The sequence below is a fragment of the Megalodesulfovibrio gigas DSM 1382 = ATCC 19364 genome, assembly GCF_000468495.1.
GTDB lineage: Bacteria > Desulfobacterota > Desulfovibrionia > Desulfovibrionales > Desulfovibrionaceae > Megalodesulfovibrio > Megalodesulfovibrio gigas.
Window position 1 is genome coordinate 1830646 of record NC_022444.1, and the last position, 21550, is coordinate 1852195.

21 protein-coding genes are annotated in these 21550 nt (G+C 63.8%); 6 read left to right on the forward strand and 15 right to left on the reverse strand.

The features are described from left to right. From DGI_RS07975 to DGI_RS07985, 3 genes are read left to right on the forward strand one after another with little or no spacing between them, the layout of a single operon-like run. Nucleotides 1-960, forward strand: a complete 960-nt coding sequence (locus DGI_RS07975; RefSeq protein ID WP_021760383.1) for a universal stress protein — start codon at nt 1-3, stop codon at nt 958-960. A gap of 4 nt (nt 961-964) precedes the next feature. After that, nucleotides 965-1366 carry a response regulator transcription factor gene (locus DGI_RS07980; RefSeq protein ID WP_021760384.1) on the forward strand — a complete coding sequence of 134 codons (402 nt, stop codon included), beginning with the start codon at nt 965-967 and terminating at the stop codon, nt 1364-1366. A 41-nt stretch (nt 1367-1407) separates the two neighbouring features. Further along, a complete protein-coding gene (locus tag DGI_RS07985; RefSeq protein WP_021760385.1) occupies nt 1408-3123 on the forward strand; it encodes a hybrid sensor histidine kinase/response regulator in 1716 nt (571 codons plus the stop codon). Between the two features lie 75 nt (nt 3124-3198). On the opposite strand, the gene DGI_RS07990 is transcribed toward DGI_RS07985, so the two are convergent. After that, complete coding sequence (locus tag DGI_RS07990) at nt 3199-4200, reverse strand: NAD-dependent epimerase/dehydratase family protein (protein WP_027193075.1); 1002 nt, start codon at nt 4198-4200, stop codon at nt 3199-3201. Nucleotides 4201-4372: 172 nt separating this feature from the next. Between DGI_RS07990 and DGI_RS07995 the strand changes: the two genes are divergently transcribed. After that, entirely contained in the window at nt 4373-5026 is a 654-nt protein-coding gene (locus DGI_RS07995) for a LexA family transcriptional regulator (protein WP_021760387.1), read from the forward strand. 332 nt (nt 5027-5358) lie between these two features. On the opposite strand, the gene DGI_RS08000 is transcribed toward DGI_RS07995, so the two are convergent. From DGI_RS08000 to DGI_RS08030, 7 genes are all read right to left on the reverse strand, one after another. Next, nucleotides 5359-5805, reverse strand: coding sequence for a hypothetical protein (locus tag DGI_RS08000; protein WP_021760388.1), 447 nt, complete (start codon nt 5803-5805; stop codon nt 5359-5361). Between the two features lie 86 nt (nt 5806-5891). Beyond that, the gene (locus DGI_RS08005) at nt 5892-6743 is read right to left on the reverse strand and encodes a 2-oxoacid:ferredoxin oxidoreductase subunit beta (RefSeq protein ID WP_021760389.1); all 852 of its coding nucleotides are present in this window, start codon (nt 6741-6743) and stop codon (nt 5892-5894) included. Nucleotides 6744-6752: 9 nt separating this feature from the next. Further along, nucleotides 6753-8444, reverse strand: coding sequence for a 2-oxoacid:acceptor oxidoreductase subunit alpha (locus DGI_RS08010; protein WP_021760390.1), 1692 nt, complete (start codon nt 8442-8444; stop codon nt 6753-6755). A gap of 51 nt (nt 8445-8495) precedes the next feature. Beyond that, complete coding sequence (locus tag DGI_RS08015; RefSeq protein WP_021760391.1) at nt 8496-8984, reverse strand: ferritin family protein; 489 nt, start codon at nt 8982-8984, stop codon at nt 8496-8498. A 135-nt stretch (nt 8985-9119) separates the two neighbouring features. Continuing rightward, nucleotides 9120-9629, reverse strand: coding sequence for a ferritin (locus DGI_RS08020; protein ID WP_021760392.1), 510 nt, complete (start codon nt 9627-9629; stop codon nt 9120-9122). Nucleotides 9630-9756: 127 nt separating this feature from the next. Further along, nucleotides 9757-10473: a transporter substrate-binding domain-containing protein gene (locus tag DGI_RS08025; RefSeq protein WP_027193076.1), complete on the reverse strand. Its 717-nt coding sequence runs from the start codon at nt 10471-10473 to the stop codon at nt 9757-9759. A 168-nt stretch (nt 10474-10641) separates the two neighbouring features. Beyond that, nucleotides 10642-11613 carry a deoxyhypusine synthase family protein gene (locus tag DGI_RS08030; RefSeq protein WP_021760395.1) on the reverse strand — a complete coding sequence of 324 codons (972 nt, stop codon included), beginning with the start codon at nt 11611-11613 and terminating at the stop codon, nt 10642-10644. Between the two features lie 267 nt (nt 11614-11880). Between DGI_RS08030 and DGI_RS08035 the strand changes: the two genes are divergently transcribed. Further along, nucleotides 11881-12345 (forward strand): pyridoxamine 5'-phosphate oxidase family protein, encoded by a 465-nt coding sequence (locus DGI_RS08035; protein ID WP_158407302.1) that lies wholly within the window; start codon nt 11881-11883, stop codon nt 12343-12345. Nucleotides 12346-12412: 67 nt separating this feature from the next. Here the strand turns inward: DGI_RS08035 and DGI_RS08040 are convergent, their stop codons facing one another. Both DGI_RS08040 and lysA read right to left on the reverse strand, forming a co-directional pair. Beyond that, complete coding sequence (locus tag DGI_RS08040) at nt 12413-13549, reverse strand: helix-turn-helix domain-containing protein (RefSeq protein WP_021760398.1); 1137 nt, start codon at nt 13547-13549, stop codon at nt 12413-12415. Nucleotides 13550-13638: 89 nt separating this feature from the next. Next, nucleotides 13639-14892 (reverse strand): diaminopimelate decarboxylase, encoded by a 1254-nt coding sequence (lysA, locus tag DGI_RS08045; protein ID WP_021760400.1) that lies wholly within the window; start codon nt 14890-14892, stop codon nt 13639-13641. A gap of 469 nt (nt 14893-15361) precedes the next feature. Here lysA and DGI_RS08050 point away from each other — a divergent pair, with 469 nt between their 5' ends. Then, a complete protein-coding gene (locus DGI_RS08050; RefSeq protein ID WP_021760402.1) occupies nt 15362-15892 on the forward strand; it encodes a hypothetical protein in 531 nt (176 codons plus the stop codon). Nucleotides 15893-16067: 175 nt separating this feature from the next. Here DGI_RS08050 and mutS read toward each other — a convergent pair whose 3' ends face one another. Genes mutS through DGI_RS08075 form a run of 5 tightly spaced genes read right to left on the reverse strand, consistent with a single transcriptional unit; the run spans nt 16068 to nt 21501 of the window. Further along, nucleotides 16068-18770, reverse strand: coding sequence for a DNA mismatch repair protein MutS (mutS, locus tag DGI_RS08055; protein ID WP_407656293.1), 2703 nt, complete (start codon nt 18768-18770; stop codon nt 16068-16070). A gap of 31 nt (nt 18771-18801) precedes the next feature. Beyond that, nucleotides 18802-20070 (reverse strand): tetratricopeptide repeat protein, encoded by a 1269-nt coding sequence (locus DGI_RS08060; protein WP_144284146.1) that lies wholly within the window; start codon nt 20068-20070, stop codon nt 18802-18804. Between the two features lie 6 nt (nt 20071-20076). Beyond that, the gene (locus DGI_RS08065; RefSeq protein ID WP_051286483.1) at nt 20077-20424 is read right to left on the reverse strand and encodes a lipopolysaccharide assembly protein LapA domain-containing protein; all 348 of its coding nucleotides are present in this window, start codon (nt 20422-20424) and stop codon (nt 20077-20079) included. Then, nucleotides 20397-20933 carry an HIT family protein gene (locus tag DGI_RS08070; protein ID WP_051286484.1) on the reverse strand — a complete coding sequence of 179 codons (537 nt, stop codon included), beginning with the start codon at nt 20931-20933 and terminating at the stop codon, nt 20397-20399. Before DGI_RS08070 ends, DGI_RS08065 begins: the two co-directional genes overlap by 28 nt. 19 nt (nt 20934-20952) lie before the next feature. Further along, nucleotides 20953-21501 carry a TIGR00725 family protein gene (locus DGI_RS08075; protein ID WP_081696826.1) on the reverse strand — a complete coding sequence of 183 codons (549 nt, stop codon included), beginning with the start codon at nt 21499-21501 and terminating at the stop codon, nt 20953-20955. Nucleotides 21502-21550: the final 49 nt, after the last annotated feature.

Here is a 21550-nt window from a genome sequence, read left to right on the forward strand (position 1 = left end):
ATGTTCGAGAAGATTTTGTTCGCCACCACTGCGTCCCCCACCTGCGACGATGCCGCCAAGGTGGCCTTTGAACTGTCCAAGAAGAACAAGTCCGAACTGACGGTCTTCCACGTTTTCGGCATCCCCACCCGCGGGTTCTCCACCTTTGCCACGGACGTGCGCACCGGCAGCGAAACCGAGGCCCAGGACCAGAACTACGTGGACCTGGTGAAGGAGGAGATGGAAACCACGTACGAAGCCCTGATGAAGGACCATCCCGGCTGCACCCTGGAAGCCGTGGTGGGCGATCCGGCCATGGAAGTGCTGCGCACGGCCCGCAAGATTGGCGCGGATCTCATCATCATGGGCGCGCACACCCGCGCGGACGACGTGGGCGCCACCCGCCACCGCGCCGTGGCCGGCTCCACCATGCAGCGTGTGGCCCGCACGGCCCGCTGCCCGGTGCTGGTGGTCAGCCGTCCGTGTATCACCTGCTGGAGCTACTTCGCCAACATCGTGGTGGGCGTGGATTTCTCCAAGCAGTCCGGCCATGCCTTTACCTTTGCCCGCAACGTGGCCGCAGACATCGGCTGCCGTCTGCACCTCTTCCACGCCCTGGACGTGGGCAAGGAAGGCGGCGCCGTGGCCCCGGATCAGGCCTATGTGGAAAAGAAGCTCGAAGCCGCCAAGAAGAAGATCGAAGACAAGTACATCAGCAAGATGGAAGGCTTCGACAACTACGTCATCCAGATCTGGGAAGGCGAGCCGTACGTGGAAATCCTGAAGTACGCCCGGGAAGCCAAGGCTGACCTCATCGCCATGGCCCACCACAGCAAGGACGTGGACCCGGAACAGGCCCTCATGGGGTCCACCCTGGAACAGGTGGTGCTGCGCTCCAACTGCCCGGTGGTCAGCGTGAACCATCCGGACAAGGTGGACGTCTCCCCCTACGGGCACCGGCCGGAAACCGAAGAGGCCTAAGCGCATGGCCAACGTGCTGGTGGTGGACGACGAAGCGCATCTGCGGGTGTTCGTGAGCGCCGTCTTCCGCTCGGCCGGCCACGAAACCGCCACAGCCAGAGACGGTGCGCAAGGATTGGAAAAAGCCAGGGAGATGCAGCCGGACTGCATCTCCCTGGACCTGATGATGCCGGAGCAGGGCGGGCTCAAAATGCTCCAGGGGCTCAAAATGGACCCAACCCTGGCGCGTATTCCCGTACTGGTCCTTTCCGCCGTCTCGGAGCCGGCCTTCCGCCATGCCGTGGCGCTGGTGGAGGCCGGCCTGGGCCGGCCCCTTGCCGAATGTGGCGCACCCGTGCTGCATGTGCACAAACCGCCAACCCCCCAAGGATTGCTGGACGCCCTGGCCCGTCTTCTGGCAGGATGACCCCATCAGTCGCAAACGGGAAATCTCCCGGAGGAGCACGGATGCAGCAGTGTCAGACGGCCAGCGAATCCATTCTGCTGGTGGACGACGAAGCCGGCGTCCGCAAGGTGCTGGGCCTGACCCTGCGGGACATGGGCTTTTTGGTGATTGAGGCCGCCGACGGCGATCAGGCCTTGGCGCATTTTGCGTCCGTCACCGCCCAGGGGACAGCCGCGCCTCCTCCGCCGGCCATCGTGGTGACAGACGTGCGCATGCCCGGCAAAAGCGGGCTGGAAGTGCTGGAAGCCATAAAAGCCGTGGCTCCGGAAACGGAAGTGATCATCGTCACCGGTCACGGCGATATGGATCTGGCCATCAAGGGCCTGCAGTTGGGGGCGGCGGATTTTTTGCCCAAGCCTGTGAGCGATGGCGCCCTGGAAGTGGCCGTGGCCCGCGCCCTGGAACGCATCGAAACCCGTCGCCAGCTCCACGAGTACACCTGCAACCTGGAGGCCCTGGCGCAGTCGCAGGCCTCCCGCCTGGTGGCCATGGAACGCCAGCTCGCCGCCCGGCAGGTGGTGGAGGGTCTTTCCCAGGCGTTTAGCGGCGTGGCGGCCGATCTGCAGGACGGCCTCTCCGTGCTCGACGAACTGCCCTGCTTCGTGGCCCTGCACGACCGCGACGGCCGCATCGTCAGCGTCAACCAGCGCTACCGCGAACGGCTGGGCGATCCCACCGGCGAGAGCGCCCAGGTCCGGGATGGCTGGGCCATCTACAAGGACGGGGCGACCAGAAAACGCGCCCTGCCCGTGCCGGCCACCTTCTTTTCCGATGCCCCCCGCCGCGTGCATGAAGTGCTGCTCTGCAAGGAGGGCAACGAGATTCCCGTGGTGGTCCACACCGCGCCCATCCGCACCAGCACCGGCGAAACCGTGCTGGTGATGGAACTGGCCGTGGACATGGGCGAACTCAAGCGCCTGCAGACCGAGCTGGCCGCCACCCGCGAGCATCTGGCCTCCCTGGGGCTGGTGGTGGCGTCCCTCTCCCACGGCGTCAAGGGCCTGCTCACGGCCCTGGATGGCGCGCTGTACGCCATGGAAGCCGGCCTGGAACGCAACGACATGCCCCGCATGCACCGCGGCTTTGAACAGACCAAGGACGTGGCTGGTCGCATCAAGACATTGATTCTGGATATCCTCTTCTGCGCCAAGCGCCGCGAGCCGGAGCGCAAAGTATTGGAATTGCGTCGCTTCGGTCGGGAGACGCTGAATATGGTGCGCGAAAAGGCCGAGCGCCTGGGCGTGCAACTGGTGCTGGACGCGCCGGAACCGTCCGACGAGTCCTCACAGCCTTCGGCCACCTTCGCAGCAGATCCCACGCTGTTGGCTGCCGCCCTGGTGAACCTGCTGGAAAACGCCATTGAGGCGTGCGCCGCCTCGCAATCGACAGCCGACGATGGCCGCGCCCGCACGGTCACCCTGCGCTGCCGGCGCGTGGACGGCAGGGTGCGCATCGACGTGCAGGATACCGGCCCCGGCATGGACGAATCCACCCGCAACAAGCTCTTCCAGGTGTTCTTCTCCACCAAGGGCAGCAATGGCACGGGCCTGGGCCTGTTCATCACCCGCCATGCCGTGTTGGCCCACGGCGGCAGCATTGCGGTGGATTCCACCCCCGGCCAGGGCAGCTGCTTTCGCATTGAACTGCCCCTTGCTCCCGGTGACACCACGGCGCAGGACCTCTGCGAGCCGGTCTCCCTCTCCTCTCCGGCTGCGTGAGGGCCAGTTGTCAGGGGAAACCTTTCCGAAAGGCTTCCCCCGTGCAAACGCCTGCCAGGAATGCAGCGGTACGCGCTACGCAAGCCTGGAGATATACCACGGCGCGGTGATGCGCAGCCCTTCCTCAAGCGTATAGTACGGCTCGTACCCGAGCAGGGTGCGGGCCTTGCCGATGTCGGCCAGGGAGTGCCGGACATCGCCGGCGCGGAAATCCCTGTATGTGGGCGTCCTGGCCGTTGCGTCCGGGGTGTGGTCGGCAACGTTGCATTGGATGAGCGCATACAATTCATTCAATGAGGCCTGCTTGCCGCAGGCAACATTGTACACCTGATTCAGCGCGTCGGGGTTCTCGGTCAGGGCGGAACGCAGGTTGGCCTGCACGGCGTTGTCCACATGGCAGAAATCGCGAGAGGTCATCCCGTCACCATTGATGAAAATATCCGCATGTTGCAGCAGGCCCCTGAACCAGAGCGGGATGACTGCGGCATAGGCGCCGTCCGGACTCTGGCGGCGTCCAAAGACATTGAAGTAGCGCAGCCCGATGCATTCCATGCCATAGGTTTTGGCAAAGACATCAGCATATAATTCGTTCACATACTTGGTTACTGCATAGGGCGACAAGGGCTTGCCGATCACATGCTCCACTTTTGGCAGTGTGGGTGAATCGCCATATGTCGAGCTTGAGGCGGCATAGACGAATCGGCGGACGCCAAGATGCATCGCCGTGGTCAGCAGCGTCAAAAAGCCGGTGATATTGGCGTGATTGGTGGTGATGGGGTCCTGGATGGAGCGCGGCACCGAACCCAGGGCCGCCTGGTGCAGCACCACGTCCACGCCGGCAAGGCTGGCAGAGCAGTCGGCAACGTTGCAGATGTCGCCCTGTATAAACGTGAACGATCTCCAGCGATCCTCCCCCACAGCCTCCCGCACGTCTGCAAGATTTCGCTCGCTGCCGGTGGAGAAGTTGTCCAATCCGACAACGTGCTGCCCAAGGAAAAGGAGTGTTTCGAGGAGGTTGGATCCAATGAAGCCGGCGACGCCGGTCACAAGCCATTTCCGGGGCGGCTGATCCAACATCCATTTGAATTCATTGAGTAAGGTTCTGCTCTGCATGGTGAGATTCCCAGGTCATAACAGGTGAAAAAGTGTCTTTGTTGTAAGCCAGGGCAGGGTGTCGGGCAAGCACGAAATGTGTTGCGTTTTTTGCGCGTGATGTATATAAAACTAATCAAAAGAGTGCAGAAAGGATATGAAACAAAACATCCCCTTTGAATCTTTCTTCATCCGGGCCTCGCAGGTCCTGGGGTTGCAGTCGCAGCAGGATCTGGCCCGGGCCCTCGGCGTGAACAGGTCTGCGATTTCCCAGGCCAAGCGGCGCGAGGCAGTGCCGTACGCATGGGTGGCGATTCTGGCCAAGGAGCATTCGCTGTCGCCGCAATGGCTGGCCACCGGCGCGGGGGAGCCGCATCAGCCAGGCACTGGCCCGGAGGAGGGTTTTGTGCAAATCCCAAAGGTTCGCGCCAGGTTGTGTGCCGGGGGCGGCTCCTTTGAGGTGGATGACGCCGTGGAGGAGTACTACGCCTTCAGCAGCGCATGGCTGTTGCGTAAGGGTGTGCCGGGCATGATGGTGCTCATGGATGTGTTCGGCAATTCCATGGAGCCGTTGATTCAGGAAGGCGACATGGCGCTCATCGATCAAAGCAAGAAGACCATCATTGCCGGGGCCATCTACGCAGTCGGCGTTGAGGAGACGGTCATGCTGAAACGAATTGAACGTCGCCCCGGGGCGCTGGTGTTGCGTTCTGACAACACGGGCTATGCCCCGATCGTGTTGCAAGGAGAAGAGCTGGAGCAGGTGCGGATCATCGGGAAGATGATTTGGAGTTGTCGGGAATATCGGTAGCCGTATCATCATTGCGCAGCCGGCCCGAGGGGCGGCGAGGAGTTGGTCATGCAAGAGAGGTTTTGTCGCTGCGGACAAAAAATCGTGGTGCAATTTGCAACGCAGGGGGGCCGGTGGCGCGTCCTGTTCTGGTGCGTTGCCAGCCTGACGGGCGAGCGGATCCAGCGGTGCCCGGCGTGCAGCAGCCCCTTGAGCATTGATGAATTGCATTGAACAGGGCAGGGCGCGTCGTCGCGTTGCATGCAGCACGGCGCGCCCTGCGTGGCAATGATTGTGTCGGCGTCAAGGATCTCTTTTGCGCCACGTTGCGCAAAAAACGTGGCGTCACCCGCTCAGGCGGTGTCCTTGCTCCGCAAGCGGGAGGCCAGGGCATGGGAGATGGTTTGCAGCAGCACCTCTTCTTCGGGCGAGCACTGCTGCGTCGCCACCGCAGCAATATCCAGGGGCATTTGCTGTTCCATGCGGGCGGACTCCATAAACATCACGAAGGCGAGCTTCAGGGCGGCGTCGTTTTCCTGCTCGCCATTGCACAGGTACTGCAATTGATCGTGCGGAATGGTCTCCACCATGCGCTCGGCAAACATGGTGGCCCATTTCTCATAGAGCGAGGGCATGCACGAAGGAAGGACCGCACACCAGCGTTCAATGGGGCTATCCAGGGTTTTGGGGGCCACCACGCTCAAAAACTCGCGCAGGGCCTCCGTGCGGGCGTCCATATCCGTGGAAAAGGCGGCGCGGATTACGCCGACGACATGTTGTGTGATGTGTTCGGTATTCATGGGGGTGTCGTGTTGCAGTCATGCGCCGGGAATGTGCGGTCTGCGGCCCGGCATTGCGAACGCGGACAGTACCGTGTCTGCCTCTGTTAGGCAAATGTTTGCATGATGCGCTCCACTGCCGCGAGGTTTGGCGTGCGTTCGTGCAGTGGTCCTGCGGCAAGGGTCTTGTAGCGGGCGCCCAGGGGCGGCCTGTCGTTTTTGTAGATCACACCCACGGGGATGGTCTGTCCGAATACGGAGGCCACCTGCATGGCGGCTTCCCAATTGGTGGGGTCGTGGGCTGGGTCGATGGGTTTGCAGCGCTCCTTATACCAGGAGAATGTGTTGATTTTATTGAAGGATACGCACGGTTGCAGCACGTCGACCAGGGAGAAGCCCGGGTGCCGGACGGCCTGGACAATCATGTCCGTCAGGTGTTCCATCATGCCGGAAAAGCTCCGCGCCACGAAGTTGGCGCGCATGGCGACCGCCACGGCCATGGGGTTGAACGGCTGATTGGTCACGCCCCAGGGCTGGCTTTTGGTCTTGGATCCTTCGGATGTGGTGGGGCTGGCCTGGCCTTTGGTGAGCCCGTAGATCTGGTTGTCGTGCACAATAACGGTGATGTCCACATTGCGGCGGATTGCGGCCAGGAAGTGATTGCCGCCTTCGCCGTAGGAGCAGCCATCCCCGGAGCTGACCAGCACCGTCGCGTCGGGATTGGCCAGCTTGATGGCCTGGGCAGGCGGCAGGCTGCGGCCGTGCAGGCCGTTGAAGCAGTTGCAGCGCAGGTAGTGCGGTGTTTTGGCGGCCTGCCCGATGCCGGAGCAATGCACGTACTGGTGCGGTTCGATTTCCAGAATGGCCAGCGCCTGCTTGAGCGATTTCAGAATGGCGTGGTCGCCGCAACCCGGGCACCAGGCAGTCTCGAACTCACCATAGATGTCTGTGTTCAGCATGGCAGGCTCCTACAGTCTGTCGAGGATGTAGCGTGCGGTGAAGGGCAACCCGTCATATCTGGTGATGCACTGTGTCATCGCAAACCCGGTTTCCATTCGAATGCAGTTGGCAAGTTGCCCGGCATGATTCCCTTCCACCATGACGACCTTGCCTGCCTGGGCAAAGCGCGGCAAAAAGTGGTCCGGGTTCAGGGGCCAGACCTGCGTGAAGTGCAGCACACCCACGGCCTGGCCTTCCGCGCGCAGCAGGGCTGCCGCCTCCTGCACCGCGCCAAGGGTGGATCCCCAGCAGGCAAGCAGCAGGTCTGGGGTGGGGGGGCCGTCGTAGTCGGGCGGGATGGCATCGGTACGCAGCAGCGCATGCTTGCGCAGGCGTTTTTCATGCATGGTGACGCGAACGGCCAAATCTTCGGTGATGTGCCCGTCCGGCGTGTGTTCGTCTGAGTCGAGCACCACAAGCGACTGCCCCGCGCAGGGCAGGCGGCGCGGCGAGACGCCGGATTCCGTCACGGCGTACCGCTGGTACGATTCGGGCGCATCGTCGCTGCGATCCGGCAGGACCGCCGGCGGGAGCGCGGCAAGGTCGAACGGCTCCACATTGCGGACGGAATCGGCAAGGAACTGATCGGACAAGACAAATATGGCGGTCTGGGCCTTTTCCGCCTGGTTGAAGGCATGCACCGTCAGGTGGAAGCACTGCTCGATGGTGCCCGGGGCGAAGATGGCGCGGGGGAACTCGCCGTGCCCGGCATACAGGGCGAGGGTGAGGTCTGCCTGTTCGGTGCGGGTTGGCAGGCCGGTGGCCGGGCCGGGGCGCTGTGACAGAAAGACCACGAGGGGCGTTTCCGTCATACCAGCCAGTGAGACGCCTTCCACCATCAGGGCAAAGCCACCGCCGGAGGTGGCGGTCATGGCCCGGGCGCCGGCATAGCTCGCGCCGAGGACCATGTTGACGGCGGCGATTTCGTCTTCCGCCTGCTCCACCACTATGCCCACAGTCTCCGCATGGGCCGCGAGCATCATGGGAACAGACGTGGCCGGCGTCATGGGATAATAGGAGCAGAACGTGCAGCCTGCGGCCATGGCGCCCAGGGCCACGGCCTCGTTGCCGTTCAGGGCCAGATGTTCGCCGCGGGCAGGGGCCTTGGCCAGGGGGCCAAAGCCATGCGGCTGTTGTTCCACCCAGTCATGGCTTTTGGCGAGCACGGCCAGGTTTTGGTCAATGACGTCTTGTCCCTTTTTCTGGAACTGCTCCGTCACCAGCCGGGCGGGGTGGGCGCGGTCCAGACCCAGCAGGCCGCACAGCACGCCCAGGGCGGCCACATTCTCGAAAATTGGCTTGGGGATAAGTTCCTTGTACGGCACGGCCAAGGCATTGACATCGTGCGCGGACATGGCCTGACCCATCAGCAGCACGCCCCCGGGGGTGAGGGCCGGCGTGTGCAGGTCGATGGTTTCCTGGTTCAGCGCCACCAGGATATCCACGGATGCCGAGGGGGCGGCCACCCGCGGACCCTCGCCGGGCAGGGTTGTGCGAATGGCGAAGGTGTTGTGCCCGCCACGGATGCGGGATTGGTAATCCTGGGTCACGACCACATCGTACCCGGCGCGGACCAGGGTCTTGGTCAACAAGTGCCCCACCGTGGCCAGGCCTTGGCCTGCCTCGCCGCCGATGAGGATGGTTGCGGCAGTCAACTGCATGTCGTCTCCCTGCGGCTGAGTCGTGAACAAGCGGATGCCGGACGCGGGCAATCAGCTCATGGAGTCGTCGTAGTATCGTTGCAAGTCGCTTAGCATGATGTATTGGCTGTTGGATTCCTGGACCAGCCGCTGCCACAGGGCGGTCTCTTCGGCAAACTGGGCCTGCCCCAGCTGCGCTTCGTAGAACGCCTTGATTTCCAGCTCCAGCGCCAGCCCGGTGTCGATGGCCGCCAGGGCGGAGGGGGGGCATGTCTTGGGCAAGTCGGCCGTGGCCTTGGCAAAGACGGCATCGCCGCGGGCAAGCGCTGCCTCGTCCAGCGTGCAGGCCGCCGGGGCATCCTGGGTGGCCAGCGCGGCGAGCATGGCATCGAATTTTTTCAGGCGGGCCAGCTTGAATTCGGCAATGCGGTCGAACACGTGCCGAATGCTGCTGTCGCTGCAGGCCTGGGCGGCCCGGGTATAAAAATCCACGGCCCGGGTGCACAGATCCGTGGCCTGGCACAGGGTCTGATGGAACGGCGCGTAGGCGTCGGCGGTCATGGGCGATCTCCCGGTTCAATGCGCTGCCTGGCACGGGCGCAGGCGAACGCATGCATCACGCGGCTTGGGGAGGCCATGGAACAGGAGGCATTGTCAGGAAATGTTCCATGGCGCTCCCGGGGTTTCGGGCCTGTCTCAGGCGGCAGGCGGCGTGGGGGCAGGACGGGTGGCAAGCTCCTTGTCCATCATGAAGAGCCCCTCGCCCTGGCCGCCAATGAGGCGCAGCTTTGCAAGAATATCGTTGAAGGAATCTTCTTCCTCCACCTGCTCCGTGACAAACCACTGCAGGAAGATGGCGCAGGCATGGTCCCGCTCTGCATGGGCCACGTCCATGAGATCGTTGATGCGTTTGGTGACGCTGTATTCGTGGTTCAGGGCATACTCAAACACGGCAAGCGGCGTTTCCCATTCCTGCGTGGGGGCGTCGATGGCGAACAGCGTGGTTGCTCCGCCGCGTTCAAGGATGTAGTCGTAAAATTTCAAGGCATGGAAGAGTTCTTCCTGCGCCTGCATCCGCATCCAGCTGGCAAAGCCGGGCAGACCCTTTTGGGAGCACCAGGCGGCCATGCCAAGGTACAGGTACGAGGAATACAGCTCCCACTTGACCTGTTCATTGAGGGTATCGTTCATTTTGGGGCTGAGCATGCGAGTCTCCTGAAAAGAAATGTGGCTGCTGCGACAAAGGGTTGTTTGAGTGTAGACCATGAATTCGCAACCAGCGCAAGGGGGGAGCGTCCGGGAAAGCCATTCGAGGGCCTGGGCTGCAGGCGGATCATGGCAGGGAGGGAATGCCCCGAAGTCCCAGATTGAGCCGCTCCAGGAGGCTGTCCGGCGTTGCCCGGGTGCACATCAGATGCCGGCTGTTGCCGGGCGGCACATCTGGAAAGTGCAGGATGCGGAAGGCGTTGCGGGAAAATGCGTCGAGGGTGAAGAGGTGTTCTGCCTCCTCCGGGGCCAGCAGCATGTAATCCGCCTGTCCGTTTTGGATCATGTGCAGCATGGCGATGTTTTCTTCAAAGGTGCTCACCCGCCGCGGCCTGTGCGTCCGGATCAGCGTATCCACATGCTCCCCATAGGAAAAGCTTTCCTTCACCAGCAGGGTCAGGGAGCTGTTGGACATAGTCTGGTCCAGGGTCATCTGGTCGGCAAAGGCCTGCGCATTTTGGCGGGCCAGCCCCACGAAGGGGGCATCGCGATAGATTTCTGCCGAAAACTTGGCAAGGTGTTCGCGTTCCGGGGTCTTGAACCAGCCCAGGGCGCAGGCCGGGCCTGCATTGGCCTGAATGTGCGGCAGGTGCTGGGCCGGGGGCAACACCTCCCAGCGCAGCGGCACATGCGCCAACGCCGCAGCCCGGAGCACGGGGTCTGCGGTCAGCCCGCGGACGCCTCCGTCCCCGTCTTCCACATAATATGGCGGGCGAATATAATAATATATTTTGAGTATTTGTCGGTCGAACGCGAGCAGCGCGGAATTGTCCACGGCAAACATGGCACATGCCCATAGCACGGCCAGGCAGATGGCGCAGCGCAGCAACATAAGGACAAAACTACGCAGATCACAGGCAGCCGTCAAACGGTTCCAGACAAAAAAAGACGTCTGCCGCCCAGGCGGGCAGGCAGACGTCTGTGCAACTGCAGAGCGGAGGATGGCCGGTGACTACCAGTCCATCACATAGGCGAAAATCAGCGGGGCGACGATGGTGGCATCCGAGTTGATCATGAACCGCGGCGTATCCACATCCAGCTTGTACCAGGTGATTTTCTCGCTGGGGTTGGCGCCGGAGTAGCCGCCGTAGGAGGTCACGGCATCGCTGATCTGGCAGAAGTACGCCCAGAACGGGGTGTCGTCCTTGTGCAGATCCTGGATGAGCATGGGCACGGTGCAGATGGGGAAGTCCCCGGCAATGCCGCCGCCGATCTGGAAGAAGCCCACGGGGGTGCCGGCATCGGCCTGGGCCATGTACCATTCGGCCAGCACGTGCATGATTTCCGTGCCGCTTTTGATGAGGCTGTGGGAAGACAGCCGACCGTCCATGACCATGGCCGTGAACTTGTTGGCCAGGGTGGAGTCCTCGAACCCGGGGGAAAAGATGGGCACCTGCATTTCCTTGGCCGCCAGGACCCAGGAATGCTCGGCAGGAATGGCGAAATGCTGTTTGATTTCAGGACGGTCCAGCATGTCGAAGAAGTATTCGCACATGAATTTGCGGGTGCCGTTCTTGTCCGCCTGCTTCCAGATGTCCAGGAGGGTGGCCTCGGCCTTGAGCATGACGGTTTCGGGAATGCAGGTGTCCGTCACGCGGTTAAAGCCGCGATCACGCAGGTCGCGTTCCATTTCTGCGGTCAGTTCGCGCCAGTTGGGCACCACTTCGTAGCTGTGGTTGTCGAAGAGGTTGAACAGATCCTCTTCCAGGTTGGCCGCCGTGCAGCTGATGGCGTGCACCTTGCCGGCGCGGATCATCTGGCCCAGGGAGATGCCCAGCTCCGCGCTGCTCATGGCGCCAGCCAGGGTGATGAACATCTTCCCGCCCTTGTCCAGCAGCGCTTTCCAGGCTTTGGCCGCCGCCAACGTTTCCCGGGCGTTGAAGTGTTTGTAATTGGTCTCCATGAACTGGCTGACGGCGCCCATGCAATTTCCTCCGGCTAGGGTGCTATGATGTGCGGATCGCATGCAGTCCGTGTGATCCGGCTGCAGTGGCGGCGGCCGATGCCGGCGCGCGTACCGCACGAGTTTCTTGTAAATGAGGGTTGAGCCATAGCACGCTTGCCGGCAATGCGCAAATGCCGGCCGGGTATGCCCGGCCGCACGGAGGTGCGAAGAAAGGTGCGATGCGGCCTTGCCCGCGCGCCACGGATCGGGCATGCAGGGACAATGCACGCCAACAAGGAGGCTTCCATGCCCACGTCCTCTGCCCCTGCCGCCCTGCTGATCGGGCGCTGTCTGGATTTGCTGGATGCGTCGGATCTGGCCGTGCTGGCCACGTGCCCTGCCCGGGCGGACGCGCCGCCGCATTGCTCCCTCATGGCGTATGCGCTGGATGCGGAACGCAGGCACCTGCTGCTGACGACGCCGCAAGACTCGCGGAAATATGCAAATCTGATGGAGAATCCCAGGGTGAGCCTGCTGGTGGACACACGACAGGTGCACGCGCGCGAGGCTGTGCAGGCCCTCACCGTCTCTGCTGTGCTGGCGGACACGCCCCCGGAGGCCGCCGCCGGACTGCGCGCCCGGTTTCTGGCCCGGCATCCCAGGCTGACGGAGTTCGCCTCCCGGCCGGACACTGCCCTGATCCGCCTGCGGCTGACGGCGTTTCAGTTGCTGGACGGCGTGGAGCACGCCCAGTACGTGTCGCTGGTGTAGCGTCAGGCTCGTCTGGGCTCGTCTGGGCTCGCCTGGGCGCGGCTGGTGTGGCTGGTGTGCCTGAGGATTACGCCTTCAGTGCAGTCGGCGCAGGGCTGTCGTCCAACGGCAGGGCCTTGACGAACCCGATGAAGGACGCCTTGTGCCCGTCGGCAGACACTGCCGGCGGCAGCAGCCGGGCGGTGATGGCGGCACGGAAGGTGCGGCCGTCCTTGGCCTTGAGGGTGACTGCGTAATCGTCAATGGCCCCTTGACGGAGCAGCATCTCCAGGAGTTCGCTGCGATGGGAGGGATCGACATATAATTGTCGGCCAATGTCCTCCATGGCCAGGATCTCTTCGTGCGAATCATAGCCGAACATGCGCAGGGCTTCATGGTTCACGGCATGGAAGCGGCCCTCGGGCACGCTCTGGAAGATGCCTACCGGCGCATGGTCGAAGAGGATCCGCCAGTGGGCCTCGGCGGCGGCCAGGGCGGCCTCGCTTTCGCGGCGGCGGCGGACTTCTTCCTCAAGCTGAGCCACGGTTTCCTGCAGTTGCCGGGTGCGCTCCTCGGCCAGGGCCTCCACGGCGGCCTGCAGATCCAGCTGGGTCTGCTTGAGCCGCAGATGGTCCGAGACGTCCATGAGCACCATGCGCAGGGACGCGTCCGGCTGCTGCACCGCATAGGCCAGGATGCGCAGGGGCGGGTCGGCCAGCAGGCGGAAGGAGAACAGCGGCGCGGGATTGCCGGCGGCGGCCGCCTGCAGGGCTTCCTGGATGCGTCGGGCGTCTTCCGGCGGCACGTGGGAAAAGAGGGAGACGGGCGTTGCGGACTTGTCGCCACGACTGCCGCGGCCACCCCCGGCAGGCTGGGCCGGCAGCCAGGACGCAAGCTCGGCAGAGATGGTCTCCACGCCCTGTGGATCCACCACCCAATGCGCCACCCGGCTCAGGTTCTCCGGCAGGGTGGGCAGGGGCAGGGGCGGGGCCTCTTCGCCCTCAAGCCGGGGAAACAGAAACAGCGCCGCGGGGTGCGCATCCAGCGTGCGGGAGAGCTGCGCCACCAGGGAAAATGACGGCGCGGACAAACCCCGCTCCAGCATGCTGATGTACTGCTCCGTGACCCCGATGCGCTCGGCAAGCCGGGCCTGGGTGAGACTGCGCAATTCCCGCAAGAATCGCAGCCGTTTGCCAAACGCTTTTTTGAATGCTGTCCCGTCCATGTCACACCCTTAGTCGAGACATTTGCAAAACGACACAAACCGGGAGTTTGAGTTCCCGGTTTGTGTCGCGATCAAAGGCTGGGTGCGTCCTATTTCAGGCCGCCTCGTTCCAGGGCCACCAGGTCTTCGTACGTCTCGCGGGCACGGGCCAGGGTGACGGTGGCGCCATCCACCAGCACTTCCGCCGCCCGGCAGCGCGAGTTGTACTGCGAACTCATGCTGAAGCCGTACGCCCCGGCGGAAAACACGGCCAGCAGTTCACCGGACTGCACGGCAGACATGGTCCGCTCCCGGGCCAGGAAGTCGCTGGATTCGCAGATCGGGCCCACCACATCCACAATGCTCGCGGTGCGGTGCCGGGGCTCCACCTCGGCGATGCGATGGTAGGACCCGTAGAGCGCCGGCCGGGTCAGGTCGTTCATGGCTGCGTCCACAATGACGAAATGCTTGCTCGGGGTGTCCTTGGTGTACACCACCTTGGTGATGAGGAGGCCGCTGTTGCCGGCGATGACGCGGCCCGGCTCCAGAATCACCGTGAGGGGGCGTTCCTTGAGCACTGGTATCAGGGCCTGCGCAAACACCTCCGGATGAGGCGGGTCTTCTTCGTTGTACTGGATGCCCAGGCCGCCGCCAAGGTCCAGGTACTTGATGTCCAGGCCCAGTTCGCCGGTGAGGCGGTCGTGGAAGGCCATGAGCTTGTCCATGGCTTCCTTGAACGGCTCAATGGATGTGAGCTGGGACCCGATGTGGCAGTCCAGGCCCACGGGATCCAGGGCGGGCAGGCTCTTGGCCAGGGCATAGGCCTGCATGGAGGTCTCCATGTCCAGGCCGAACTTGTTCTTTTTCATGCCCGTGGAGATGTAGGGGTGCGTCTGGGGGTCCACATCCGGGTTTATGCGCAGGCTGATGCGGGCGCGGGTGCCCATGGCCTGGGCGATCTCGTTGATGCGGACCAGCTCTGCCTGGGATTCCACGTTGAACATAAGGATGCCCGCTTCCAGGGCCTCCTTGATCTCCTCCGGCCGCTTGCCCACGCCGGAATAGACGATCTTATCCGCCGGCACGCCGGCAGCCAGGGCGCGGTACAGCTCCCCGCCGGAGACGATGTCCATGCCGGCGCCTTTTTTGGCCAGCAGATTGAGCACGGACAGGTTCGAGTTCGCTTTCACCGAGTAGCACGTCAGGTGCGGCAGCTCGTTGAAGGCTGCGTCAAAAATCTCGAAATGGCGGGAAAAGGTGGCCGCACTGTACACGTACAGCGGGGTGCCGAACTCTTCCGCCAGCCGGGCCACGGGCACGTCCTCGGCAAACAACTGGCCGTCGCGATACTCGAAATGATGCATCTCGCATCTCCTGCATGGTGTTTAAGCAATCGATGAAGGAATTTTCGATAGCCCGAACGGCCAGGATTGTAAAGCCGGCTGGCAATGCTGCGTCCATTTGGTTCGGGAGGCAGGCGTGCAATGGGTTGTGTCACAATGGGCCTGCATGGGCGTCATGGCGCGTCATTGTGACACTGCCTTGATTTATTGATGCATTACATGGTGTTGGTGTGAATAAGTGCAGGGGATATCGTTTTTTTGGGGCGCAACACCCCCGCGAGTGTGGCGCTTTGCCCACGCTGCGGGGGAATCTGCGGGATGGTAAACAGCGTATCTCCCAGGGACAACAGGGAATCGAACTATTGGACAAGAAATTGATATGACAAATGGAATCAACAGGCATTCCGCCTGGCGCCCGGGGCCGGCGCGCCGGCACCAGGGTGCCCGCCACGCACATGCGCTCTTTTATCACCCACTACAGGAGGGTATTATGACAACGGCAATACTTGTGTTGATCTCGGTCATGTGGCTGCCGGTGGCGCTGCTGAACCTGGGCAAAGGGGAGCCCAAGGGGACGGGAGCGGCAACGGCATTTGTGGGCGTGCTGGTGGTGGTGGGCGCGTTGTTGCAAGCGGCCCTGTTCAAGGATGCCTTCACAGCAGGCTTGTTGTTCGCGCACGGGGTGCTTTATTGCTGCGTGGCCTTCGCCTTGCTGACGGGCCTGCAGGACTTGCGTTCCGTGGGCAACGTGAGCCTCACCGTGGCGTTGATTTCTTTTATTTACATGGTGTTGTTCTTCACCGGCGGTCCCGTGCTGGCCAACGGCACACAGCTGATTGCCCCAAGCAACTACCTGGCCATGGCCTGTCTGGGATACACGGTGCTGACGCTTGAAGTCTGGCTGGCGTTCTACGGCAAACTGAGCGCCACGCTGTTGGCATGGTCGCTCATCATCTGGGTGCCCGTGGGGCTGTGGGCGCCGGCGTTCTGGTTGATGTCTTCAAATTCTTTGCCTTTCTAGTGTGATGTCCCTGAAGTGGTGATGGCATCATCACGTTACTTCAGGGAAGACCGTCCGCCGAAATGCGTGGAACCCGGCGGACCAGTGGAGCACATTATGTCGGCGGGCAGCAACGCCCCTCTTCGCCTCCTGCAGGAGCGCGGGGAGGGGCGTCCGTATTGGCGGGCATCGTCCTTCAGTCGGGCTTGCCCCAGCGCTGTTTCCAGTCGTGCAGCAGGGTCAGGGCCTGCACAGGGGTGAGGTGCTCCACATCCAGCGCCTGCAGCGCCTTGCGCAGTTCCAGGGCCTGGGGAGACACGGCAGGAGCCGCCGGCCCGGGCAACGGCGGCGGTTCCATGCCCGGCAGCATGGCCGGGCAGGCCATCTGCTCCACGAACCGCGCCCGACCCTCGCCGCCCTGTTTTTCCAGAATCTGCAGCAGTTCCCGCGCCCGGTGCACCACCCGCGGCGGCACGCCGGCCAGGCGGGCCACCTCCACGCCGTAACTTTTGTCTGCCGGACCAGGAACCAGACGCCGCAGGAAGATGATCTCCCCGCCGTATTCCTTGACCGCGATGTTGCAGTTGCGCACGCCGGGGATGCGGCCTTCCAGGGAGGTCAGCTCGTGATAATGGGTGGCGAAGAGGGTGCGCAGACCGCCCTGGCGGCGGGCCAGATCCTCCACCACGGCCCAGGCCAGGGCCAGGCCGTCGAAGGTGGCGGTGCCGCGGCCGATCTCGTCCAGGATGACCAGACTGCGCCGGGTGGCCTGCCGCAGGATGCGGGCGGTCTCGGTCATTTCCACCATGAAGGTGGAGCGGCCCTGGGCCAGATTGTCCGAGGCCCCCACGCGGGAAAAGACGCGATCCACCAGACCGATGCGCGCCTCCCGGGCCGGGACGTACCCGCCCATCTGGGCCAGCAGGACGATGAGGGCCGTCTGCCGCAACACCGTGGACTTGCCGGCCATGTTCGGCCCGGTGATGAGCAGGATGCGGCGGTCGTCGTCCAGATCCAGATCGTTGGGGATGAAGCTGGACGCGCCTTGCACGGCCTCCACCACGGGATGGCGGCCGGCGATGATGCGCAGGGCCAGGCCATCGTGCAGGGTGGGGCGGGTCCAGTCCCAGCGGCGGGCGGTCTCGGCCAGGCCTTGCCAGTAGTCGATGCCGGCCAGGGCGTCGGCCATGAACAGCAGCCGCGGCCGGGCCTGGGCCATGCGGTCCCGAATCTCCAGAAAGATCTTGTGCTCCAGGGCGTTGCGTTGCTCCGTGGCCGAGAGCAGCTTCTGCTCCAGGGATTTGAGCTCCGCGGTGACGTAGCGTTCGCAGTTGGCCAGGGTCTGGCGGCGTTCCCAGTGGGCCGGCGCCTGCTTGCTGGCGGCGGCGGGGAGCTCGAAATAGTGGCCGAAGACGCGGTTGTACCCCAGCTTGAGCCGGGGCAGGGCGTGGGCGGCCTGTTCTGCGGCCAGCAGTGCCTTGAGCTTTTCCTCGCCATGGTCGGCCAGGTCCGCCAGCTCGGTCAGCTCGGGCTGGAAGTCCGGGCGGATGAGGCCGCCATCGGTGATGGTGGGCGGCGGCGAATCCGTCAGGGCGCGGTGCAGGAGGTCGAAGCAGTCGCCCAGATCGTCCCAGCGGTCCAGCAGCTTTGCCAGGGCCGGCGGCGGGGCGGCCGCGGTCAGCAGGCCGCGCAGGTGCGGCAGGCCGGCCAGGCTCTGGCGCAGGCCCGTGAGATCCCGCGGCATGGACCGCCCCAGGCAGACGCGGGTGGAGAGGCGTTCCAGATCGCCCACGGCCTTGAGGGCCTGGGCCGTCTCCTGGCGCAGGCCGTCCTGGTCATGAAAAAAGGCCACCATGGCCTGGGTGTCCAGGATGGGGGTCATCTCCCGCCAGGGCTGGCGCATGCGCTGGCGCAGCAGCCGGCCGCCCATGGGGGTGATGGTGCGGTCAATGGCGTGCCACAGACTGCCGGGACCCTTTTTGCCGTCCAGGCGGACGAAGAGTTCCAGATTGCGTTCGGTGATCTCGTCCACCAGCAGATGACGGGAACGGTCCAGCGGGGCAAAGGGAGCCAGGTGCGTGGCCTCCTGGAGCTGGGTGTGCTCCAGATAGGCCAGGATTGCGCCCAGGCAGCGCGCGAGCTCGGGCTTGTCCGTCAGGTCCAGCACGGCAAGGTCCGTCACGCGCTGGGCCTTGAGCAGGCGGGCGACGGCGGCGGCATGGTCGAAGTAGGCCTTGGCCGGCATGGGCACGAGGCTGATGCCTTCATCCAGAAAGGCCCGCATTTCCTTGTGCAGGGCCGCGGGGCCGTCGGCAATGAGCAGCTCCCGGGGGCGCAGCTTGTGCACCCACTGCCAGAGCTCCTGCTCTTTCTTGGACTCGAACCCCGTCCACTCGCCGGTGGAGAACTCGGCCCAGGCCAGGGCGCCGGTGTCCGTGCGATCGTTCCAGAACAGGGCCGCCAGGAAGGTTTCTTCCTTGGCGTCCAGGGATTCGTCCTCCAGCACCGTGGCCGGCGTGAGCACGCGGGTGACGGCGCGTTTGACCAGCCCCTTGGCCTGGCGGGGGTCTTCCACCTGATCGCAGATGGCCACCTTGTAGCCCTTTTCCAGCAGCCGGGCCAGGTAGTCCTTGGCGCTGTGGTGGGGCACGCCGGCCATGGGAATGCGCGAGGCGTCGTTGGGATTTCGGCTGGTGAGGGTGATGGACAGCTCGCGGGCGGCGGTTTCGGCGTCCTCGAAAAAGAGTTCGTAGAAGTCCCCCATGCGGTAAAACAACAAGGCGTCCGGGTACTGCTCCTTGATGGAGAGGTACTGCTCGAACATGGGGGTGAGTTTTTTGGGGGGGGCTGCGGAAGACGAGGGGACGTTACCGGGATACTGCGAAGGAGTTTGTGTCATGAGGCGGGAGCAGGGCAGGGCATGGTGGTGATCAGTGCAGGCAGCACTGGATGCGCCGCCAGCTCTGGCAGCGGGGGCATTGGAAAAAGAGGGTGTTGGACCGATGCCCGCACGCGGCGCAGGCAAAACGGGGCTGGGCGGTGAGCAGGGAAAAGAGGGTGTGCGCGGCATCGTAGAAGGCCGGTTCCACTTCCTGGCGCGGCAAGGCCAGGGCGGTCAGGTCCATGCGGGCCCGCCAGAAGGTGGGCTCCAGGGCCAGGGCCTTTTCCAGCCAGATCTGGGCGGCTTCCTGCAGATTGCCGGCCCGGCACAGACAGGCAGCCAGGTGGCACAGGGCTGCGTCCGCAGGTTGGGCGACCGGGGGCTGCCCGGGGGGCGGCGGGGTGGTCAGGATATGCTGCACCACTTCGGCCTGGGCGCGCAGGGGGTTGTCTGCCGGATGGACGCGATCTGAAACACTGGCCGGTCCCAGGCAGCAGGGTCGCTGGGCCGGGGCTTTGCCCGAATCGTGCCAGGGAGTGTCCGGGTTGAGCAGGGCTTCCAGCAGGGCGAAGCGGAGCCGGGGCGTCACCGCGTGCATGCCCTTGCGCAGCTGTCGGGCCAGCCGTGCCCAGTTGCGGGAGACGGCGGCTTCGCGCACCAGCACCAGCCAGCCTTCGGGAAGCGTGGGCGCCAGGGCCGCGGCGCGGGAGGCATGGCGGCGGGCATGGGAGCATTCCCCGGCCAGCAGCAGGGCCTGGGCATGCCGGGCCAGGGCATGGGCCTGCAGATCCTTGCGGCCGGCCTCGGCAAACAGTCTGGCGGCCTCCTTGGCCTTGCCCAGACGCAAGGTGCAGTCGGCCAGGGCCAGCCGGACAGCCTGGCTGCGGGGAAGGATCAACTGCGCGACTTCGAATGCTTCCAGGGCCTTGCCCAGTTCACCCAGACGCAGGAGATCGCGGCCAATTTCGTACTGCAGGCGGGCGCGTTGGCCTTTGTCCAGACCCGGACGATGGGCCAGACGTCGGCGCACGGTCAGGGCGCGCTGAGGCTCGCCCTGGGAGCGGTGCAGGGTGGCCAGGGCAAAGCAGGGTTCGATGGCGGCCGGATCCAGGGTGAGCATGCGGGCCAGCTCGTCCTGCACAGCCTGCAGATCGTCGGGAGGAGGGAACGGCAGCTTGGCAGAGGGTGCAGCCGACGACGAATCATCGGCTGCACCGGAAGGATCACCCCACTGCCGTGGCGTGGCGATGGCTGGCCTCAAGGACCGGCCCGGCAAGGCTGCCGCAGGAAATCGCCACCACCGCCAGCGCATAGGCATGCTCCGCTAGGAGGATTGCTCTTCGCCCTGGGCTCCCATGCCTGCATCTTCGGAAGGCAGGGTGCGCAGGGAATTCACTTCGGCTTCCAGCTTGGCAGCCAGCTTCTTGAAGCGGCTGGCCTGGGCCTTGAAGCGCAGGGTTTCGAACACCAGCAGGAAGAACACGCTGAAGGCGCCCAGCACAAAGAAGAACAGCAGGAAGAAATACAGCTTCAGCGGCGGGGTGGTCCAGGCATGCCAGTGCAGATCATAGCCGAGGGCAATGGTCTGCTGCAAGGTCTGGATGTTCTGGGCGTAGATGATCATCAAGAAAAAAATCAGGATGATCAGGAAGAAAATTTGAATGAACCGCATGTGGGGTCCTCCTCTAAAAGGTCCTTTTCCAGACGATGGAAGTTGGGCGTCAGCCTGTCATATGTCGCGAGGAGATGTTCGGGGATGACCCGAGTCTCCGAAAAGACCGCCATGAAAGAGGAGTCGCCGTTCCAGCGAGGCACGAGATGGAAGTGCAGATGCTCGCGGATGCCTGCCCCGGCGGCTTCGCCCAGATTGAGGCCGATGTTGACGCCCTGAGGATTGAAGTGCTGGCAGAGAATATCGGTGCAGCCTTGCAACAGCTGCATCATCTCGTTGCACTCGTCGCGGGTGCAGTCTTGCAACCGCATGACATGGCGATATGGCGTCACCATGAGATGGCCATTGTTATAGGGGAATTTGTTCATGATGACGAAGGCCTGCCGCCCACGCAGCAGCACCAGCCGCTCCCTGTCCTCGTTCCTGTGCGCCGGCAAACAGAAGACGCATGCGTCAGGTTTTGGACCAAGGATGTAGTCAAGACGCCACGGCGCCCATAAGACATCCATCCAGTCACCTTCCTCGTCGTCACCAGGCATGCGGCGGCGCCCAGTCAGGGAACATCGCACCCAGCTGCCTGCGCACTGCGGCCACTGCCGAGGCAGGGTCCTGCGCGGGTATTGCATCCGGGAGCGTGCTCCATTTCCCCATGGCCACAACCACCTTACCCATTTTTCTGGCAAAGGCAAATTCCGAAAGTGTGCCCCAGCCTCCTTCCACAGCCACAATCACATCCCCGTTGAGCACCACCAGCACGTTGCGCATGTGGGAAATTCCTGTCACCACAGGAACTTGTACATACACGTTGGCGTCTTCCAGCCGGGTCCCAGGCAGAATGCCGATGGTCAGGCCGCCCTGCGATTGCGCCCCGGCCGAGGCGGCTTCCATCACGCCGCCCAGGCCTCCCGTGACCACCGCGACCCCCAGCCGGGCCAACCCCTGGCCCAGCGCATACGCGGCGGCGTGGACGTCCGCATCGCAACTGCCTGGGCCGATCACGCTCACGCGCGGTTGACGCGCATGTCCGGCATCCGTGACAGGGGCATCGGGCGTACCGGGGGCACCGGACTCTGGCATGCGGCGCTCCTTGTCATCATCTGGAAATGAGACTCCCTTACACATGGAT

What these genes read in the sequence shown, in the direction of transcription:
- mutS (WP_407656293.1), bottom strand. Translation starts at nt 18,770, where the DNA reads ATGACACAAACTCCTTCGCAGTATCCCGGTAACGTCCCCTCGTCTTCC.
- DGI_RS08040 (WP_021760398.1), bottom strand. Translation starts at nt 13,549, where the DNA reads ATGGACGGGACAGCATTCAAAAAAGCGTTTGGCAAACGGCTGCGATTC.
- DGI_RS07980 (WP_021760384.1), top strand. Translation starts at nt 965, where the DNA reads ATGGCCAACGTGCTGGTGGTGGACGACGAAGCGCATCTGCGGGTGTTC.
- DGI_RS08000 (WP_021760388.1), bottom strand. Translation starts at nt 5,805, where the DNA reads ATGAATACCGAACACATCACACAACATGTCGTCGGCGTAATCCGCGCC.
- DGI_RS07995 (WP_021760387.1), top strand. Translation starts at nt 4,373, where the DNA reads ATGAAACAAAACATCCCCTTTGAATCTTTCTTCATCCGGGCCTCGCAG.
- DGI_RS07975 (WP_021760383.1), top strand. Translation starts at nt 1, where the DNA reads ATGTTCGAGAAGATTTTGTTCGCCACCACTGCGTCCCCCACCTGCGAC.
- DGI_RS08060 (WP_144284146.1), bottom strand. Translation starts at nt 20,070, where the DNA reads ATGCCTATGCGCTGGCGGTGGTGGCGATTTCCTGCGGCAGCCTTGCCG.
- lysA (WP_021760400.1), bottom strand. Translation starts at nt 14,892, where the DNA reads ATGCATCATTTCGAGTATCGCGACGGCCAGTTGTTTGCCGAGGACGTG.
- DGI_RS08020 (WP_021760392.1), bottom strand. Translation starts at nt 9,629, where the DNA reads ATGCTCAGCCCCAAAATGAACGATACCCTCAATGAACAGGTCAAGTGG.
- DGI_RS08035 (WP_158407302.1), top strand. Translation starts at nt 11,881, where the DNA reads ATGCCCACGTCCTCTGCCCCTGCCGCCCTGCTGATCGGGCGCTGTCTG.
- DGI_RS08050 (WP_021760402.1), top strand. Translation starts at nt 15,362, where the DNA reads ATGACAACGGCAATACTTGTGTTGATCTCGGTCATGTGGCTGCCGGTG.
- DGI_RS08075 (WP_081696826.1), bottom strand. Translation starts at nt 21,501, where the DNA reads ATGCCAGAGTCCGGTGCCCCCGGTACGCCCGATGCCCCTGTCACGGAT.
- DGI_RS08010 (WP_021760390.1), bottom strand. Translation starts at nt 8,444, where the DNA reads ATGCAGTTGACTGCCGCAACCATCCTCATCGGCGGCGAGGCAGGCCAA.
- DGI_RS08025 (WP_027193076.1), bottom strand. Translation starts at nt 10,473, where the DNA reads ATGTTTGCCGTGGACAATTCCGCGCTGCTCGCGTTCGACCGACAAATA.
- DGI_RS07990 (WP_027193075.1), bottom strand. Translation starts at nt 4,200, where the DNA reads ATGTTGGATCAGCCGCCCCGGAAATGGCTTGTGACCGGCGTCGCCGGC.
- DGI_RS08070 (WP_051286484.1), bottom strand. Translation starts at nt 20,933, where the DNA reads ATGGATGTCTTATGGGCGCCGTGGCGTCTTGACTACATCCTTGGTCCA.
- DGI_RS07985 (WP_021760385.1), top strand. Translation starts at nt 1,408, where the DNA reads ATGCAGCAGTGTCAGACGGCCAGCGAATCCATTCTGCTGGTGGACGAC.
- DGI_RS08015 (WP_021760391.1), bottom strand. Translation starts at nt 8,984, where the DNA reads ATGACCGCCGACGCCTACGCGCCGTTCCATCAGACCCTGTGCCAGGCC.
- DGI_RS08065 (WP_051286483.1), bottom strand. Translation starts at nt 20,424, where the DNA reads ATGCGGTTCATTCAAATTTTCTTCCTGATCATCCTGATTTTTTTCTTG.
- DGI_RS08030 (WP_021760395.1), bottom strand. Translation starts at nt 11,613, where the DNA reads ATGGGCGCCGTCAGCCAGTTCATGGAGACCAATTACAAACACTTCAAC.
- DGI_RS08005 (WP_021760389.1), bottom strand. Translation starts at nt 6,743, where the DNA reads ATGCTGAACACAGACATCTATGGTGAGTTCGAGACTGCCTGGTGCCCG.